At 72.3% G+C, this 15,132-nt stretch carries 19 protein-coding genes; 8 read left to right on the forward strand and 11 right to left on the reverse strand.

Annotation, left to right across the window (positions count from 1 at the left end; all coding sequences use genetic code 11):
- Positions 1-4: 4 nt before the first annotated feature.
- On the reverse strand, positions 5-139 hold the full coding sequence (locus tag HG543_RS56265) for a hypothetical protein (protein ID WP_281404396.1): 135 nt from the start codon (positions 137-139) through the stop codon (positions 5-7).
- A gap of 134 nt (positions 140-273) precedes the next feature.
- On the opposite strand from HG543_RS56265, the gene HG543_RS12920 reads away from it, so the two are divergent.
- From HG543_RS12920 to HG543_RS12955, 8 genes are all read left to right on the forward strand, one after another.
- On the forward strand, positions 274-891 hold the full coding sequence (locus tag HG543_RS12920; protein WP_169345042.1) for a hypothetical protein: 618 nt from the start codon (positions 274-276) through the stop codon (positions 889-891).
- Positions 888-2,180, forward strand: coding sequence for a sigma 54-interacting transcriptional regulator (locus HG543_RS12925; RefSeq protein WP_169345043.1), 1,293 nt, complete (start codon positions 888-890; stop codon positions 2,178-2,180). The genes HG543_RS12920 and HG543_RS12925 overlap by 4 nt, the downstream gene beginning before the upstream one ends.
- A 17-nt stretch (positions 2,181-2,197) precedes the next feature.
- Entirely contained in the window at positions 2,198-3,118 is a 921-nt protein-coding gene (locus tag HG543_RS12930; protein WP_169345044.1) for a hypothetical protein, read from the forward strand.
- Positions 3,112-4,794 (forward strand): serine/threonine-protein kinase, encoded by a 1,683-nt coding sequence (locus HG543_RS12935; RefSeq protein ID WP_169345045.1) that lies wholly within the window; start codon positions 3,112-3,114, stop codon positions 4,792-4,794. Before HG543_RS12930 ends, HG543_RS12935 begins: the two co-directional genes overlap by 7 nt.
- 230 nt (positions 4,795-5,024) lie before the next feature.
- A complete protein-coding gene (locus HG543_RS12940) occupies positions 5,025-5,258 on the forward strand; it encodes a hypothetical protein (protein ID WP_169345046.1) in 234 nt (77 codons plus the stop codon).
- A 97-nt stretch (positions 5,259-5,355) separates the two neighbouring features.
- Positions 5,356-5,862 carry a hypothetical protein gene (locus tag HG543_RS12945; protein WP_169345047.1) on the forward strand — a complete coding sequence of 169 codons (507 nt, stop codon included), beginning with the start codon at positions 5,356-5,358 and terminating at the stop codon, positions 5,860-5,862.
- Positions 5,863-5,991: 129 nt separating this feature from the next.
- Positions 5,992-6,450 carry a DoxX family protein gene (locus tag HG543_RS12950; RefSeq protein WP_169345048.1) on the forward strand — a complete coding sequence of 153 codons (459 nt, stop codon included), beginning with the start codon at positions 5,992-5,994 and terminating at the stop codon, positions 6,448-6,450.
- The gene (locus tag HG543_RS12955; RefSeq protein ID WP_343073341.1) at positions 6,447-6,797 is read left to right on the forward strand and encodes a hypothetical protein; all 351 of its coding nucleotides are present in this window, start codon (positions 6,447-6,449) and stop codon (positions 6,795-6,797) included. Before HG543_RS12950 ends, HG543_RS12955 begins: the two co-directional genes overlap by 4 nt.
- A gap of 8 nt (positions 6,798-6,805) precedes the next feature.
- On the opposite strand, the gene HG543_RS12960 is transcribed toward HG543_RS12955, so the two are convergent.
- The 10 genes from HG543_RS12960 to HG543_RS13000 all read right to left on the reverse strand — a co-directional run bounded on the left by HG543_RS12960 (position 6,806) and on the right by HG543_RS13000 (position 15,125).
- Positions 6,806-7,591 carry a PIG-L deacetylase family protein gene (locus HG543_RS12960; RefSeq protein WP_169345049.1) on the reverse strand — a complete coding sequence of 262 codons (786 nt, stop codon included), beginning with the start codon at positions 7,589-7,591 and terminating at the stop codon, positions 6,806-6,808.
- Positions 7,588-8,871 carry a glycosyltransferase family 4 protein gene (locus HG543_RS12965; protein ID WP_169345050.1) on the reverse strand — a complete coding sequence of 428 codons (1,284 nt, stop codon included), beginning with the start codon at positions 8,869-8,871 and terminating at the stop codon, positions 7,588-7,590. Before HG543_RS12965 ends, HG543_RS12960 begins: the two co-directional genes overlap by 4 nt.
- The gene (locus tag HG543_RS12970; RefSeq protein WP_169345051.1) at positions 8,868-9,734 is read right to left on the reverse strand and encodes a sugar phosphate isomerase/epimerase family protein; all 867 of its coding nucleotides are present in this window, start codon (positions 9,732-9,734) and stop codon (positions 8,868-8,870) included. The genes HG543_RS12965 and HG543_RS12970 overlap by 4 nt, the downstream gene beginning before the upstream one ends.
- Positions 9,731-11,206: a YcaO-like family protein gene (locus tag HG543_RS12975; RefSeq protein WP_169345052.1), complete on the reverse strand. Its 1,476-nt coding sequence runs from the start codon at positions 11,204-11,206 to the stop codon at positions 9,731-9,733. Before HG543_RS12975 ends, HG543_RS12970 begins: the two co-directional genes overlap by 4 nt.
- Positions 11,203-11,367, reverse strand: a complete 165-nt coding sequence (locus HG543_RS12980) for a hypothetical protein (protein ID WP_169345027.1) — start codon at positions 11,365-11,367, stop codon at positions 11,203-11,205. The genes HG543_RS12975 and HG543_RS12980 overlap by 4 nt, the downstream gene beginning before the upstream one ends.
- Positions 11,358-12,398 (reverse strand): Gfo/Idh/MocA family protein, encoded by a 1,041-nt coding sequence (locus HG543_RS12985; protein ID WP_246356980.1) that lies wholly within the window; start codon positions 12,396-12,398, stop codon positions 11,358-11,360. The genes HG543_RS12980 and HG543_RS12985 overlap by 10 nt, the downstream gene beginning before the upstream one ends.
- 60 nt (positions 12,399-12,458) lie before the next feature.
- Positions 12,459-12,737 carry a hypothetical protein gene (locus tag HG543_RS12990; RefSeq protein WP_246356981.1) on the reverse strand — a complete coding sequence of 93 codons (279 nt, stop codon included), beginning with the start codon at positions 12,735-12,737 and terminating at the stop codon, positions 12,459-12,461.
- A gap of 3 nt (positions 12,738-12,740) precedes the next feature.
- Positions 12,741-12,926: a hypothetical protein gene (locus tag HG543_RS12995; protein ID WP_169345028.1), complete on the reverse strand. Its 186-nt coding sequence runs from the start codon at positions 12,924-12,926 to the stop codon at positions 12,741-12,743.
- A 280-nt stretch (positions 12,927-13,206) separates the two neighbouring features.
- On the reverse strand, positions 13,207-13,332 hold the full coding sequence (locus tag HG543_RS56270; protein ID WP_281404397.1) for a hypothetical protein: 126 nt from the start codon (positions 13,330-13,332) through the stop codon (positions 13,207-13,209).
- Between the two features lie 161 nt (positions 13,333-13,493).
- Positions 13,494-15,125 (reverse strand): TIGR02996 domain-containing protein, encoded by a 1,632-nt coding sequence (locus tag HG543_RS13000; RefSeq protein ID WP_169345053.1) that lies wholly within the window; start codon positions 15,123-15,125, stop codon positions 13,494-13,496.
- Positions 15,126-15,132 lie beyond the last annotated feature (7 nt).

Consider the following 15,132-nt stretch of genomic DNA (forward strand, 5'->3'; position numbering starts at 1 on the left):
GCCCTCAGTCCGTCCCCTTGCCGCCGGAGACGGACTTGATGAGCACGGCCACGAGGACGATGCCGCCCACCACGGTGCAGACGCCGACCAGGCCGAAGGCCTCGAAGGTCCTGGCGATGAGTTCGATGGTCCGGCCCATGGGCACCTCGCAGGCGGGAGAAGCGCGGGCACATTCTGCCATGGCCCGCCGTGATGGAAGGAAGGGCCCCGCTGGTCGCGTGCGAGGGGAGCCGGTAGTGTCCGCGCCGTGCTGTGAAGGTCAGGAGACACGCCGTGCTGACGCACCGACAGGGCCTGCTGCTCGTCCTCGGAGCCATCCTCGCGCCGGGCTGCATCCCCGACGCCGTCGACGTCACGGGCAAGCGCTGCGGGCCGGAGCAGTCCTGCGGGCCGGGCCTCCAATGCGTGGAGGGCCGCTGTACGTCGGATGACGTGCAGCCACCTCCCACCAACCTCGTTCGCAACCCCGGCTTCGAGAACGGTGTCGAGGGCTGGGAGACGACGGGCGAGCTGTCCACCGAAGCGCCGGGCTTCGCGGGTGCCCTCGCGGCCCGGCTCGTGCCCACGGGGAACGGCGAGCCGGTGACGCTCACACCGCGCTCGCCACCGCTCCTCGACGCCGAGGACAGCTACTACTGCGCCTCGGCCTGGGTGCGTGGAGGCGCCGGTCACACCGCCGTGCTCGAAATCCTCGAAGGGACCGAGGTCTCCAGCTCCGAGGAGCTCCCGCTGGATGGCACCTGGCGGCAGGTGAAGGTCTCCACGCTGTTGTTCGAGAACGAGGTGGGCACCCTGCGCCTCGTCATCCCCGCGGAGGTGGACACTCCCGTGTGGGTGGACGAGGTCGCGCTCTGGCGCTCGGACAGCGTCCTCTGCGAGAACGGCCCGTGAGCCCGCCCCGCACCTCGCCACTCACGGAGAAGACGGACCCCGACAGTCCTCCCCGCGTGCGGCTGTTCGTCATGGAGGGGCCGGACCGGGGGCGGTCCATCCTCTTCGAGGGCGGCACCCTGGTGGTGGGGACGCTGCCGTCCTGCCAGCTCGTGCTCACCGACGACACGGTGTCCCGCCAGCACCTGAGCCTCGAGCTGCTCGGGCCGCGTGCGCGGGTGAGGGACCTCGGCAGCCGCAACGGGACGCGCTACCTGGGTGCCCGGGTGGAGGTGGTGGAGGTGCCCTTGGGCGCCATCGTCTCGCTCGGGAGGACGCAGCTCGCGCTGCTCCCCGCGGATGTCGAGCCCGAGCGGTTCAGCGAGCGGACGGAGCTGGCCGGACTGCTCGGGCGCTCGCTGGCGATGCGGCGGCTGTTCGCCGAAATCGAGCGGGTGGCTCCCGTGGACGTGCCCGTCCTCATCCAGGGAGAGACGGGGTCCGGCAAGGAGGGCATCGCGAGGGCGCTGCATGCGCTGTCCGGGAGGACGGGGGCGCTGCGCGCGTTCGACTGCGGTTCCGTCCCGCCGGGCCTCCTGCCGGGCATGCTGTTCGGCCATGCGCGCGGGGCCTTCACGGGCGCGGTGGCGGACACACCCGGCGCCGTCGAGGCCGCGCACGAGGGGACGCTCTTCCTCGACGAGGTGGCGGAGCTGCCGCTGGAGCTGCAGCCCGCCTTCCTGCGCGTGCTGGAGACGGGGCGCTTCTCCCGGCTCGGCGAGACGCGGGAGCGGCAGGTGCGCTTCCGGCTCGTGGCCGCCACGCACCGGGACCTCGCGGCCGCGATGAAGAAGGGCACCTTCCGGCCCGACCTCTACCACCGGCTGGCGAGCATCGTGCTGCGCGCGCCGCCCCTGCGGGAGCGGCTGGACGACATCCCGCTGCTGGCCGAGCACTTCGCGCGGAGCCTCGGGGCGTCGCTGCCGCTGTCACCCGCGAGCCTCGCCACGCTGAGCGCCTATCACTGGCCCGGCAACGTGCGGGAGCTGCGCAACGCGGTGGAGCGGACGCTGACGCTGGGCGCGGAGGCCGCGCTGCCGGAGCTGGCGCCCCCCGGTGGCGCGAAGGAGGACTTCCACGCGACGCGCGAGCGGGTCCTCCTGGCCTTCGAGCGCAGCTACCTGGAGGCGCTGCTCGCCCGGCACCGCGGCTCCGCCTCGGCGGCGGCGCGGGAGGCCGGGCTCGCGCGCTCCTACTTCTATCGCCTGCTCAAGACGCACGGGCTCGTCCCCGGACGCGGCAAGGGCTGAGCTAGGATGCGTGCGCCATGTGGCTTGCCGTGACACTGCTGGTGGTCCTGGGACAGGTCGCGCCGGCGAATCCCTATCTGGAGCAGGCGCGGACGCGGTACGAGGCGCTGGACTTCGCCCAGACGCTGGAGTTGCTCCAGCTCGCCGAGCAGGTCCCCTCCAACACGCGCGCCCAGCTGCTCGACATCCTGGAGCTGAAGGCCCGCTGCGAGCTGGCGGAGGGCCGGCGCGCGGAGGCGGAGGCGAGCTACACGCGGATGCTCGCGCTGGACCCGCGCGCGGAGCTTCCGTCGGACCTCTCGCCCAAGATTCTGGAGGCCTTCCATGCGGTGAAGGCCCGGCTCTTCCCGGCCGACTATGTAGCCCTCAAGCAGCTCCCCTCGGCGGAGGGGCTGGTGCGGGTGGAGGTGGTGGACCCGTGGCGGCGCGTGGAGGCGGTGGTGCTGCACTCGCGCGGTCCGCGTGATGCGGACTGGCGGCAGCTGCGCGCCGTTCCCGAGGCGGGGCTGTGTGTCTTCCAGCTTCCGGGCGATGGAGCGGGCCCGGTGCGCTGGTATGTCGAGGCCCGGGGCCAGGAGGGCCAGGGCGTGACACGACTGGGGGCCCCGGATGCGCCTCGGGTGTGGGACCGGGGAGGCGTCGTCGCGGAGCCGCTCGTGTCCTCCGCGCCTCCGCCGGGGGCGGTGCCCTCCGAGCCGCCGCGTGTCCGCGGGACGCTGGGCTGGGTGGCGCTGGGAGTGGCGGTCGCCGCGGGCGTGGGGGGCACGTGGCTCCAGGTTCGTTCGAGTGAGTCCCATGACGCCGCGGAGCGCGCGGAGTGGGCGGGGGATGCACGGCGGCACTCCGAGCGGGCGCGCTCGCAGGCCGGATGGGCCAGGGCCCTCTTCGTCGGAGGCGGAGCGGCGGCGCTGGGCGGAGGCTATCTCCTCACATGGTGACGGGCGGGCCCGCGATGCGGGGGCTGCACGTGGGCCCCTACGAGCTGCTCTCGCGCCTCGCGGCGGGAGGCATGGGCGAGGTGTTCATCGCCCGGCGCACGGGCCTGGGGAGCTTCGAGAAGCGCGTCGCGCTCAAGCTGTTGCTGCCGCACCTGTCCGAGGAGCCGGCGCTGGTGGAGCGCTTCCTGGAAGAGGCGCGCATCGCCGCGAGGATGGAGCATCCCCACGTCGTGCAGCTCTTCGACGCGGGCGAGGCGGAGGGGCGCTACTACCTGGCGATGGCGCTCGTGGAGGGCGTGAGCCTGTCGCAGTTGCTCCGCGCGTGCCGTCGCGAGGGCCGGCAGCTTCCGCTCCCCGTGGTGCGGGCGGTGGCGGCGGGACTCTGCGAGGCGCTCGACTACGCGCACCAGCTCCGCGGGCCGGCGGGCGAGGACTTCCGCGTCGTCCACCGGGACGTCAGTCCGTCCAACGTCATGGTGTCCGCGCGGGGGGCCGTGCTGCTCGGGGACTTCGGCATCGCGCGGGTGCTCGCCAATGCGACGACGCGCAGCAGCCGTCCCTGGGGGAAGTACGCGTACATGCCGCCGGAGCAGCTGGACGCGACGGGGCCCGTGGATGCGCGGGCGGATGTCTTCGCGGCGGCCGTGACGCTCTATCAGGCGCTCACCCTGGATTCGCCGTTCCAGCGCGCCACGGACGCGGCCACCATGGAGGCCATCCGCCGCGAGTCGCTGCCGGACGTCACGCGCGTGCGGCCGGACGTCAGCGCGCGCATCCGTGACACGCTCGCGCAGGGGACGGCGCGGGAGCGGGAGTCTCGGCTGCCGTCCGCGCGGGCGTTGCTCGAAGGGTTGATGGATGGGCCGGTGGCGCGCCCGTCCGAGGTGGGCGCGCTCGTCGAGTCGCTGTGTGCCGCCGAGCTGGCGGTGTTCCGTCAGGCTCCGCCCGCGTTCGACACGGGGCCGACGCGGACGGTGCCTCCTGCTCCGGAGTCCGGGGAAGCGGGTGGGCTTCGCCCGCGCTTGCCGGGGCAGGTGCTCCCCTCCCAGGACACCACGAAGGTGGTGGGGCACGGCGACACTCGTCGGGGGACGAAAGGGGCTGTGCTTGCCCTGGCGGGCGGCGTGGCCGTGGTGGCTGTGGCTCTCGGGTTCTGGCAGCGCACCTCACGCGAGGCGGCCGATGCTGCCCTTGCTTCGCCTGGAGTCCAGGCGCGGGAAAACCCTCCTCCGCGGTCCGGTCTCGCCGCTTCGCCTGTCGCACAGGCAGGGGAAGCACCTCCCGAGGAGCCCTCCCCCATCGCGCCGGTACGGGAAGCTTCATCGGCCGCACCCTCCTCCACTCCGTCTCCCTCGAAGACGCAGCCTGCGTCCGGGGACGCTCGCGAGCGGTCCGCGTCGTCTCGCCCTTCCGGAACGCGCGGCCCCACGCGCGCCGAAGCCCCCAGGCCCGTGACGGGCACCGGCTTCCTCACGGTGGACGCGCGTCCCTGGGCGGTCATCTCGGTGGACGGGCGCGAGGTGGACCGGACGCCGCTCGCCCGTTACCCGTTGCCGGCGGGCCCGCACACCATCGTCTTCCACAACCCCGTCCTGGGACGCACCGAGCAGCGCACCGTCCACATCGAGCCGGGAGGGGTCGCCACCCTCCGGGTGGACTTCGAGACGCCGCGCTGAGCGCCGGGCCGGAACTGTCGTGAGCCGGGACAGTTGTCCCCTGGCAGGAGACAGCCCTCCCGCGCGACTCCCGAGTCCTCCGCGCCAAGTCCGCGAAACGAGGCCCCTGTGTCCCGAAAAGGCCTCCGTCCGCCGCCGGGGCACGGGGACTGCACTGTCTCTCCGCGCGCACGCACTGAAGCCGCGTGCCTCACCCCAACGATTCACCCACTCTACGGAGAGACCCTTTCATGAAGACCACGCTCTTTGTGCTGTTCGCCTCGATGTCCCTCGCGATGGCCGTCACCGCCTGTGGCGATGACGCCTGCTCCGCCGAGGAGTCGAAGACGTGCTCGGACAAGCAGGCCACGTGCGTGACCTCCTGCGGCACCGGCGTCGAGGCGAACTACGCCTCCTGCGTCGCGACCTGCAACACGCGGCTCTGTGACTGCCTGGATTCCTGCGGCAGCACCTGCCAGGACTGACCACCGTTCCAAATCATCGGGCGGGCCCTCTCGCGGGACGGGAGGGGGCCCGCCGCCCCTGCCTGGGCTACGCTGGAGATCTGCCCGAGCAGGTCCCATGAACAAGCACGAGAGAAAAGCCCTGCTGCGCGAGCGCCAGGAGGCCGCGGAGAAGGCCTCCGAGATGTCCCGTGAGCGGCGCATCGGAGAGACTCCGAGTTGGCGAGGTGCAGGCCACCTCCGGTTGCAGCTCAGGGAACGGCCGTCCTTCGAGTCGGGCTCCATCTGGGACATCCGAGAAATCGAGGACACCCTGACGCTGTACGTGAGCCGGACGAACCCGGACAAGGCGGGCTATCTCCTACCGGGTTACACCGAACTCGTCGTCGAGCAGAAGGAGCTCGCCTCCCGCGTCGAGCAACTGGAGGGCATCCCCGTGGTGACGCCTCTTCGCTTCCGGGGCCATGCCGGCTTCGACGGAACCTCCTACACGCTCACGCGCTCCGACGGCTTCGACTCCGTCTCGTTCAGCTGGTGGGAAGAGGGTCCCTCGGAGTGGACGCCGCTGACGGAGGCGGTGGCGCGCTTCATCGACTACCTCAAGCAGCAGAAGCCCGTGCAGTGAGCCTGACAACCCTGGCCGCCTGCCTGCCTGGGAAAATCCCGGGAAAATGCCGTGTCGATCTCCCGGAGCGTCGTTCGTCGTCCTCGTGAAGGCAGGGAATACCCCCATGCCGACAACGAGGAGACCTCCATGCAGACCGTCACGAAGGCGCAGCTGTGGACCGGCCGTATCCTGAGCGGCATCGCGGTGCTGTTTCTCACGATGGACGGCGTCATGAAGTTCGTGGCGCCCCCGGAGGTCCTCCAGGGCAGCGAGGCGCTCGGCTATGCCGCGGACCGGCTGCCCATCATGGGCACGCTGGTGCTGACGGGCGTGGCCCTGTACCTCATCCCCCGCACCTCGGTGCTCGGCGCCATCTTCCTCACGGGCTTCCTGGGCGGTGCGGTGGCCACCCATGTGCGCGTCGACAACCCGCTCTTCAGCCACGTGCTCTTCCCCACCTACGTGGCGGCCTTCATCTGGGGCGGGCTGCTGCTGCGTGACGCCCGGCTGCGCGTCTTCCTGCCCTTTGCCAAGGCCCGCTCCACCCCGGTAGAGAGCGAGCGCGGAATCACCACCCCGCACCTGCGGGAAAGGACTGCGCAGTGAGCCTGGCGAAGAAGCTGAATCTCAAGGAGGGAATGAAGGTTCGCGTCATCGGCAAGCCCTCGGGCGTGGACCTCGACGACGTGGTGACGACGACCTCCGCCAAGGCGGAGGCCCTCCTCATCTTCGTGAAGACGCTGGCGGACGTGGACGCGAAGTGCGCCCCCCTCATCGAGGCCGCCAAGGCGGACCGCATCGCCTGGGCCGCCTACCCCAAGGCCGGCCAGCTCGGCACCGACCTCAACCGGGACATCCTCTGGAAGCACCTGCTCCAGCAGGACATCCAGGGCATCCGGCAGATCGCCATCGACGACGTCTGGAGCGCCATGCGCTTCCGCCCGGGGAAGTGAGCGCGCCGTCAGGAGAACTCCCGGCGTAGCGCCGGGTCGAGCGTGGCGCCCGCGAGGAACACCTCCGCGTGACCCGAGAGACCGTGGGCCGCGGCTTCGCGCCGGTGGAAGGTCTCCAGCGTGGGGCCCACGTCCCGAGCCCCTCCGAACTGGAAGCCCAGCTGACTCCGGTAGCAGCCGCACCCGGCCACCTTGCGCGGCAGTACCTCCGTCACGTTCATGGCCAGCGGCCGGAGGTCTCCCGGCAGCACCGGGTCCGGCCGGGCTCCGGGCTGTCGCACCGCGTACGGCGTGTCCCGGTACCACAGGGTGCGCGCGGCCCATCCGTCCATCGAGGCCATCAGCCGGACCACCTGGACATGGTCCACGTGGCCGCCCAGGGCCTGCGGTGCCAGCACCAGCTCCGGCCGCAGCTCGGTCAACAGCGGCATGAGCCGCCGCCTCGCTGTCCCGACAATCGCGTCGTCCTCCTGCGGAGGTGCGAAGAGCTCCGCGGCGCTGCTGTACCCCCGGTGGGGCGCTTCGGGCAGCCCGGCCCAGGCCAGCCAGTCCACCTCCATGTGCACCGCGAAGTCCCGGTCCTCCTGTCGGCGCAGCGCCATGTAGTCCACCTCCGGGCCCAGCCCCTTGTCCGTCTGGCACGCCAGCGCGAAGCCCGTGGGCTCCGGCACCGAGCGCGTGAAGACTGTCACGAGGGCCACCTTCCACCCCCGGGCCTTCAGCCGGGCCAGCGTGCCTCCGCAGGAGAAGGCCACGTCGTCCAGGTGGGGAGACAGGAAGAGCGCGATGCTCATAACAGGTGGGGCGCTTTCCGGAAGCGGCAGGACAGGTCGGCCGTGGCCACGGTGGTGTCCGGGTCGTACACCCGGGTCCACCGCGTGTCGGGCGCGGTGCCCACGAGCTGCTCGTACACGCGCTGAATCTGCCCGCCCACCGTCCGCCACGAGTACCGCTCCCGCACCTCGGCCAGCGCGGTGCGCGCCAGCCGCTCGCGCAGCCCCGGGTCGTCCAGCAGCCGGGCAATGGCCCCGGCCAGCGAATGGGCGTCCTGGGGCGGCACCCGCAGCGCGTTGCGCCCGTCCTCCAGGCAGTCCACCTCGCCCACCGCGCGCGTGGAGACGATGAGCAGCCCCGTGGCCATGGCCTCCAGAATCGTGTGGGAGCAGCCCTCCGCGGACATGGGCGAGACGAGGATGTCGCCGCGCCGGTACACCTCTGGCGCCTCCTCGTACGAGGTGTGGCCGGTGAGCTCGACGACGTCCTCCAGCTCGTACCCGGCCACCCGGGCGCGCACCGCGTCCACGTCCGGACCGATGCCGGAGAGCACCAGCTTCAGCGCGCGTCCCTCCCGTCTCAGCAGCCGCACCGCGTCCAGCAGCTCCAGCACGCCTTTCCGCGCGTCCACGCGCCCGTGGTACAGCAGCACCGGCGGGCGCCCCAGCTGCCCCAGCCTCGACTCGTCGCGTGGATGGAAGCGGCGCGTGTCGGTGGCGCCGGGCACCACGGTGAAGCGCTCCAGCGGCGTGCCGTGGTGGCCCCGCACCTCCTCCGCGAAGGAGCGGCTGCCAATCAGCAGCGCCCCCGCGTGGCCGAGCACCGCCAGCATGGCCTGCTTGTGGGTGCCGCAGCACGTGCCCACCGGGTGCCCGTCTCCTCCCTGGAGGGACACCACGTTGGGCAGCCCCAGCCGCCGGCTCGCCTCCAGGGCCGCCAGTCCGCACGGGTAGCCGTACTGCGCATGGATGAGCGAGAAGGGCTCGCGGCGGTGCTCCCGCTCCACCGTGGCGACGAGGTCCTCGATGTCCTGCTCGAAGCTGGCGGGCAGGCCGTCGTTGACGCGCTGCTCGCCCAGCGACTCGCGGCCCACCACCGTGGCGCGGGAGATGCCCGGCGGCAGGCCGCCTCCGTACACGGCGGCGCCGGCCCTGTCGTTGCGGTACTGGCTGACCATCGTCACGTCGTGGCCGCGGTCCGCCAGCTCCCGCACCAGGTTGTACGCGTAGACGCTCATCCCGGACACGGCCGGGAAGTCGCGCCGGGAGATGAAGCAGATGCGCAGCGTGTTGGCGCTCATGCCGCCACTCCCGTGCCCGAGGGCAGGCGGGCCCGCAGCCACTCCAGCGCCGCGGGCACCAGCGTGTGCGCGCGGTGCGAGTCACGCGGAAGCTCGACACAGACGAGCCCGCCGTGGCGAATCTCCCCCAGCGCCTGGAGCACCGAGGGCACATCCAGCTCGCCCTCTCCGAAGGGCAGGTGCTCGTGCACGCCGCGCTTCATGTCCTCCAGCGCCACGGTGCCCAGCGACGGGGCGAACTCGCGGACCGCGTCCGCGGGCGCCCGCTCCTGCGTCACCATCAGGTGCCCCACGTCCAGCGCCAGTCGGATGGGAGCCGCGCCCCGCTTCGCCACCTCCTCCTGGAGCCGGCACCAGTCATCCACCGTCTCCACGCGCATGCCCGGCTCCGGCTCCACCGCGAGCACCACCCCGCGCGCGGCCGCGTAGTCCGACAGCCGCGCCACGCCGTCCACCAGCCAGCACCACGCGGCTTCCGCGTCCACTCCGGGCCGGGGCACGCCGGCCCAGAAGGACACCGCCTCGCCCCGGCAGATGGCGCAGATGTCCACGGCCCGCCGCAGGAAGTCGAGCCGCCGCAGGCGGCCCTCCGGCTCCGGGCTGATGAGCGTGGGCTCGTACTCGGCCCGGGACTCCAGCAGGAAGCGCGCGCCCGTCTTCACGACGAGCCCCAGCTCGAGCCGCTCCAACAGCCCCGCGAGCTCCCCCGCGCGGCGCGGCAGGTGGGGCGCGAAGGGGTCGAAGTGGTGAGCGTCCAGCGTGAGGGCCACGCCGTCGTAGCCGCTGTCGGCGATGAGCCGCAGCGCGTCCATGAAGCGGTGGTGGGCCACCCCGTTGGTGTTGTACGCGAAGCGCAGCGTCATGACAGACCTCCCCCGAAGCGGCGGCCGTGCAGCACCTGCTGGACGCTGTGCCGTCCCGGCTCGCGATAGAGCGGATACAGGCGCCCCACCCTCCTGGCGGCCAGGGGCGCGTCGAACCAGGCCGGCCCGCCCAGGCGCGCCTTGGCTTCCTGCGTGAGGCGCACCGGCAGGGCTCCGGCGGGCGGTGTGCCCAGCCCGGCCAGCGGCTCTCCCATCGACATCAGCCGCGCGACGTTCCGCTCGCCGATGCGGTCATGGGTCATCGTCTCCACCTCCAGCCCGGGGACGATGGCCTTCACGACATGGATGGAGTGGTCCGCCGGGGACAGGTCGGCGACGAGGACGTCGAAGCCGGCCGCGTGCAGCCAGGCCACCACCTGCTGGCAGCGGGTGGCGGGCTCCTCGGCGACCTGCGCGCGCGGCAGCTCAGAGAGGCGCACCTTGCGGCGGCACTGCACGGTGACGGCCGTCAGCGCGCGCAGCGCCTCCGCGGACATGCTGGCCCACTCGGCCATGCCGCGCAGGGCGCGCTCCTCTTCGCGCTCCGGGTGCACGTGGGGCAGGAAGCGCTCCAGGTAGCCCGGGGGCGCGACACGGGCCACCTCGTCCAGGGGGCCGTGCATGAAGGCCTTGCGAGCCCGGGAGCCCGCGTACTCCAGCAGGGCCTTGCGCAGGGCGCGGTCGCGGTCCGGGTCCGCCGCCTCGCCGCAGGCCGTCACCATCAGCGACTGGCGGCCCACGTCCGGGTCGTTGGCCACCACGTACAGGTTCACCAGGCCGAACTCGGTGGAGGCCAGCTTGGGGATGATGTCGATGCCCAGGCGGCGGTACTGCGCCAGCAGCGTCTTGAGGGTGAGCGACAGCTCCGCGCCCTCCAGGTCCAGCACCACGCCCTGGTCCATGGCGCGGAAGCGCACGCTGTTGCCGTCGCGCTGGAGCAGCTCCAGCAGCGCATGCGCCAGGGCCTGCGGCCGGCTCAGCCCCGCCCCCTGCCCGTTGGTGATGGGGAGGATGAGCGGCGAGCGGCCCTGTAGCTGGCCGGGATGGATGGCGACGTACTCCTCGGGCATCAGCACCCGCTCGCCCGTGGAGAGCCGCTCCACTTCCACCCAGGTGAGCGGCAGGTCCGGGTGGTAGGGGCTGCCCGCCGGCAGGCACAGCGTGAGCGGGTCCACCACGCCGGACGGACCCCGGCCGCGCACCAGCGCGCGGTAGCTGCCGTGGACGCGCGGCAGGGTGCGCAGGTTCGTCTCGGCGAAAACCTCCTCGGCCAGCCCGCCGATGGCGCTCACCATGGCTTCATCCTCGGTGGCGCCGTAGCCGTGGGAGGTCATCCACGGGCCGTCCTTCATGCGCAGGCTGGAGGCGACGATGGGGATGCCTACCCGGTCGATGGCATCGTCCCGGAACAGCAGCAGCTCTCCGGGGGGCATGGCCCGGGCATAGGCCTCTCGTGCTGTGCTCAAGCTCATGACAGCTCCTCCATGGGGACGGGACGGGTATGGGGCATGCCCGCGAGCAGCCGGTCGAACAGCGCCAGCGCGTGGGCGCGCGTGACGCCCCGGGCGAACTCGAAGGGGGGAAGACGTTCTCGAAAGCCGCGGTTGCCGCAGGCGTAGCGCGTCAGCGGCATGACGGAGCCTCCCGGGAGCGCGAATCACAGGCCCTGCTCAGCAAGGTGAGCAGGCGCACGTCCCGCTCCGGCGCGAAGGGCTGGGGGCGGCCCTCCAGCACGCAGGCGGAGAAGACCTCGGCTTGATGGAGGAAGGGGCTGCGCTCCTCCTGCTCGGAGAGAGGCACCGCCGTCATCGCGCCGGTGGCCGCGTCCGTGAGCGTCAGCGTGCCCCCGGGCGTCTGACCCATCGTCCTGTAGGCCATCGCGCGGGCCCGCGTGCCGATGAGCTCCAGCGTGCGCCGCGGGTACGTGTCCGGGCAGTTGTAGGCCACCTGGAGCACGCCCAGCGCCCCGCTCCGGAACTTCCCCATCAGGATGGCGCCGTCATCCACGGGGTAGTCGTGCACGCGCCGCTGCATCAGCGCGGTGAGCGAGGTCCACTCGTCGTCCAGCAGGACCTCCAGCAGGTCGAGCCCGTGAGGCGCCAGGTTGATCATCGCGCCGCCGCCCGCCTGACGCGGGTCGATGCGCCAGTTGCGCGGCGCCCCCTCGCGCGGCAGCCAGCAGGCGTAGTGGATGCGCGCCTGGGTGACGATGCCGAGCGCTCCTTCCCGCACGAGCGTGCGCAGCTTCCGGTGGGCGGCGTGGTGGCGCTGGTCGAAAGCGGTGGCGTAGTGGACGCCCGCGCGCCGGCAGGCCTCCACCATGCGGGCGCCCTCCTCGGGGTGGATGGCCATGGGCATCTCGCACAGCACGTGCTTGCCCGCGGCGGCGCACGCCACCGTCACCGGCGCGTGCAGGTGGTTGGGCGTGGCCACGTAGATGGCCTCCACCTCCGGGTGGGCCAGCAAGTCCTCCAGGCGCGTGAAGCGGGCCACGCCGTCACCGGGCGCGCGCGCGAGCGCCTCCGCGTCCGAGTCGCACAGCGCCACCAGCCGCGCGTTGCCCGCCTCCAGCAGCGCCGGCAGCACGTAGTCGCGCGCCACCCCGCCACAACCCACGAGGCCCCAGCCGAGTCGCCGCCGGGAGCCTTCCAACACTCGCATCATGGGTGCACCTCTTCCCGCAGGAGGTTCCGCCCCCGCCGGAGCGGGGGCTGCGTCCAGTCCTCATCCGCGCGGCGCCACGGCGGCGCTCAGGCGGCGTGGCACCTTCGCGTCGATGCCGCCCAGCCGCACCGCCACCAGCGCGAGCGCCGTCTCTCGCAGCGCCAGGGCCTCGGGCTCGACACCCGCGATGAGCGCCGCCCAGGCCCGTCGGAAGCCGTGTGCCGCCAGTCCGTCCGGCGGGTCGGGCGTGCGCACCCGCTCGAGGTCCATCCGCTCGCCCAGCAGCGGGCGCAGCCCGGACAGCCCGCTCGGGACTCCTTCCACCCCTCGCGTCGTCATGGCTCAGCCCCGGAACAGCTCGTTGCCGGCGACGGGCCGCACACCTCCGGCGCCCAGCCATCCCATCAGGCGGCGGTGCTGCTCCGGCAGCGAGTGCTCGGTGAGCAGCTCCATCCCCGCGATGGCGGTGGTCGCCACCGCGCCCCCCACGCCCACGATTGCAATGCCTACGCGATCGGTCCCCGTCATGGCCACGCCCGTCCTTCTGTCCTGGCACTGCGTTCGCGGGCGCGCGGCCCATACGGGCTCGAATCACGCCTGCCGTGTGGGTGTCTCGTGCGCGGATGCCTCGGCTCGGTGGCCTCTGCGCGCCCGGGCAATGAATCGTCACGGAGAGAAGTGCCATCAAGCCCGCGAGGCAGGAATGCCACCTCGGGGCAGCGTGGTGTCCGGGACCCGGTGCCGCGGCGTGTGCGGAATGACCCGTCGAATCACTCTCTCTGAGAATCACTCTCTCTGAGAAAGCTGTTCAGAGCCGCCGTGTCTTCCAGCGGCCACGCCGGAAGAACGCGGCGCTCAGCGTCCCGAGCACGCAGTCGCCGATGGCGATGAAGGCGCCCGCCACGCCGAGCCCCCAGCGGCACGCAGAGGACATATGCCAGGGGCACTTGCAGCATCCACGAGCAGACGAGGTTGAGGAGCGTGGGCGTGGTGGTGTCCCCGACGCCATTGAAGGCGTGCGGAAGGACGGTCCCAAAGGCGTAGAAGAGCATGCTGCAGTTGACGATTCGCAGGCAGCGCGCGCCGCGCAGGGGGTCAGTCGTTCTCCAGCGTGGCCCCGAGGGCGAGCGCTCGCTGCTCGACTGCCTCGCGCAGCCCGGTTCGCAGCTGGTGCGCCACCACGAGGCTCGCCGGCTGGAGCTTCGCGACGTGGTCGAGACCGCGCAGGACGTCGGCCTGCACGAGCTCCTCGTAGCGCTCGTGTATCTCCGTGGTGAAGACGCGGACCGAGAGCCTGCCCGCCGGGTCGCGCATGAAGCGGAAGCCGCTGCTCCAGTCCATGACGTGGTGGCGGACCATGCGGAGGGTGAGGTCGGGGACCTTCAGCGTGGGCACGAGCGCCAGGAGGGCCAGGGCCTCTTCCGCATGGGCGGGGTCATAGTCGGGAACGTCCACCCGGAGATGGAACCGCTCCAGGCGCGCGACGAGGGGGGACTCCAGCAGCTCTCGTGCATGCTGGAAGAAGCACGGCAGATCGAGCTCGCGGAGCTTCGGAAAAGCCGTCTTCGACCGGGCGAGCTGGAGCCTGTTCGCGCTCGTACCGCGCTCGACGAGCACCTCGAGTCGGGGCAGTCGGGCGAGCTCCTCCCAGCCGACGTTGCTGTGGGTGAGCGAGCGCAGTGACTTCATGACGGGATGCGTGGTGATGTCGTAATCGCCACCGCCTTCCAGGTGCTCGACCGTCGCCCAGAGTGGATGGCCGGCGACCTTCTCGATGGCGCTCTCCAGCGCGCGCGAGTTGCCCTGCTTCAGCGCCGCGCGCGAGAGGAAGCCTCGCGAGAAGACGCAGTCCGGCTTCAGCACCGCCTCCAGCGGGCCGAGCAGCTCCTTGCGCGCCGTCTTCAGAAGCTGTCGCTCCCGTTTGACCTCGGCCGGCGTGAGCGGGCGCCGGGTCGCCTCGAGCTGGAGCGTGATGAGCTCTCCTCGCGGGTGGCCCGCCTCCAGCAGCACGTCCGCGAGCACGGCGCGCGCCTCGTCATCCTCCGGCGTCTCGAGCACCCGCGCGAGGAGCGCCTCCGCGTCTTCCGCCCGCGCGGGCTTCTCGGCCTCGGACTGCGCGCGCAGCGCCTCGTCCACCGCGGCGAGCGCGTCCTGGTGCTCGGCGGACAGCTCCACGTCGATGGCGGCGTCGAGCTGGGACCGGATGCGGTCCACGTGCCCGGCGAGGAAGGCCTCGTAGGGAATGTCGGCGTCGTAGCCGCCGCGCGCCTTCACGAGCGTCTGGGCGGCCCGGGTGTCCCGGATGCGGCGGGCCAGTGGCGCCAGCCGGGTCCAGAACGGACGGGCGCCCGTGCTGGTGAAGGGCGGGTCCGCATAGCGGTCCGCGACCCAGCGGTCGATGCGGGGGTCCTCCGGCCATGCCTCCAGCGCCTCCAGCCGCGCGCGGGCCTTGACCGAGCCCTTGTCGGTGAGCGTGTCCAGCAGGGCCGACAGCACCGTGGGGTCTGGCGTCTTCGCGACGTCCTCCCACGCGCCGGGCAGCGGCCCGCCTCCCGCCAGCCGCGCGCCCACCGCGACCACACGGTCCGCCAGCTCGCGATTCGGGGCCGCGCGCCATGCCTCCAGCAGCGCGGTGAGCACGTGGGGCCACTCGCCGAGGGCCACGGCCTCGGCCAGGGACGGAGACTTCGACGTCTTGCCTCGAGGTGTCCGAGCGGAGGAGGTCATCCCCGCA

The organism is Pyxidicoccus fallax (genome assembly GCF_012933655.1).
Classification (GTDB): domain Bacteria; phylum Myxococcota; class Myxococcia; order Myxococcales; family Myxococcaceae; genus Myxococcus; species Myxococcus fallax.

Bases quoted from the DNA above. Each gene is read 5' to 3' on its own strand.
- HG543_RS12960 (WP_169345049.1), bottom strand. From the start codon at position 7,591: ATGAGCATCGCGCTCTTCCTGTCTCCCCACCTGGACGACGTGGCCTTC.
- HG543_RS12970 (WP_169345051.1), bottom strand. From the start codon at position 9,734: ATGACGCTGCGCTTCGCGTACAACACCAACGGGGTGGCCCACCACCGC.
- HG543_RS12945 (WP_169345047.1), top strand. From the start codon at position 5,356: ATGAACAAGCACGAGAGAAAAGCCCTGCTGCGCGAGCGCCAGGAGGCC.
- HG543_RS12995 (WP_169345028.1), bottom strand. From the start codon at position 12,926: ATGACGGGGACCGATCGCGTAGGCATTGCAATCGTGGGCGTGGGGGGC.
- HG543_RS12930 (WP_169345044.1), top strand. From the start codon at position 2,198: ATGTGGCTTGCCGTGACACTGCTGGTGGTCCTGGGACAGGTCGCGCCG.
- HG543_RS12950 (WP_169345048.1), top strand. From the start codon at position 5,992: ATGCAGACCGTCACGAAGGCGCAGCTGTGGACCGGCCGTATCCTGAGC.
- HG543_RS12940 (WP_169345046.1), top strand. From the start codon at position 5,025: ATGAAGACCACGCTCTTTGTGCTGTTCGCCTCGATGTCCCTCGCGATG.
- HG543_RS13000 (WP_169345053.1), bottom strand. From the start codon at position 15,125: ATGACCTCCTCCGCTCGGACACCTCGAGGCAAGACGTCGAAGTCTCCG.
- HG543_RS12965 (WP_169345050.1), bottom strand. From the start codon at position 8,871: ATGAGCGCCAACACGCTGCGCATCTGCTTCATCTCCCGGCGCGACTTC.
- HG543_RS56265 (WP_281404396.1), bottom strand. From the start codon at position 139: ATGGGCCGGACCATCGAACTCATCGCCAGGACCTTCGAGGCCTTCGGC.
- HG543_RS12975 (WP_169345052.1), bottom strand. From the start codon at position 11,206: ATGAGCTTGAGCACAGCACGAGAGGCCTATGCCCGGGCCATGCCCCCC.
- HG543_RS12985 (WP_246356980.1), bottom strand. From the start codon at position 12,398: ATGATGCGAGTGTTGGAAGGCTCCCGGCGGCGACTCGGCTGGGGCCTC.
- HG543_RS56270 (WP_281404397.1), bottom strand. From the start codon at position 13,332: ATGTCCTCTGCGTGCCGCTGGGGGCTCGGCGTGGCGGGCGCCTTCATC.
- HG543_RS12990 (WP_246356981.1), bottom strand. From the start codon at position 12,737: ATGACGACGCGAGGGGTGGAAGGAGTCCCGAGCGGGCTGTCCGGGCTG.
- HG543_RS12980 (WP_169345027.1), bottom strand. From the start codon at position 11,367: ATGCCGCTGACGCGCTACGCCTGCGGCAACCGCGGCTTTCGAGAACGT.
- HG543_RS12935 (WP_169345045.1), top strand. From the start codon at position 3,112: ATGGTGACGGGCGGGCCCGCGATGCGGGGGCTGCACGTGGGCCCCTAC.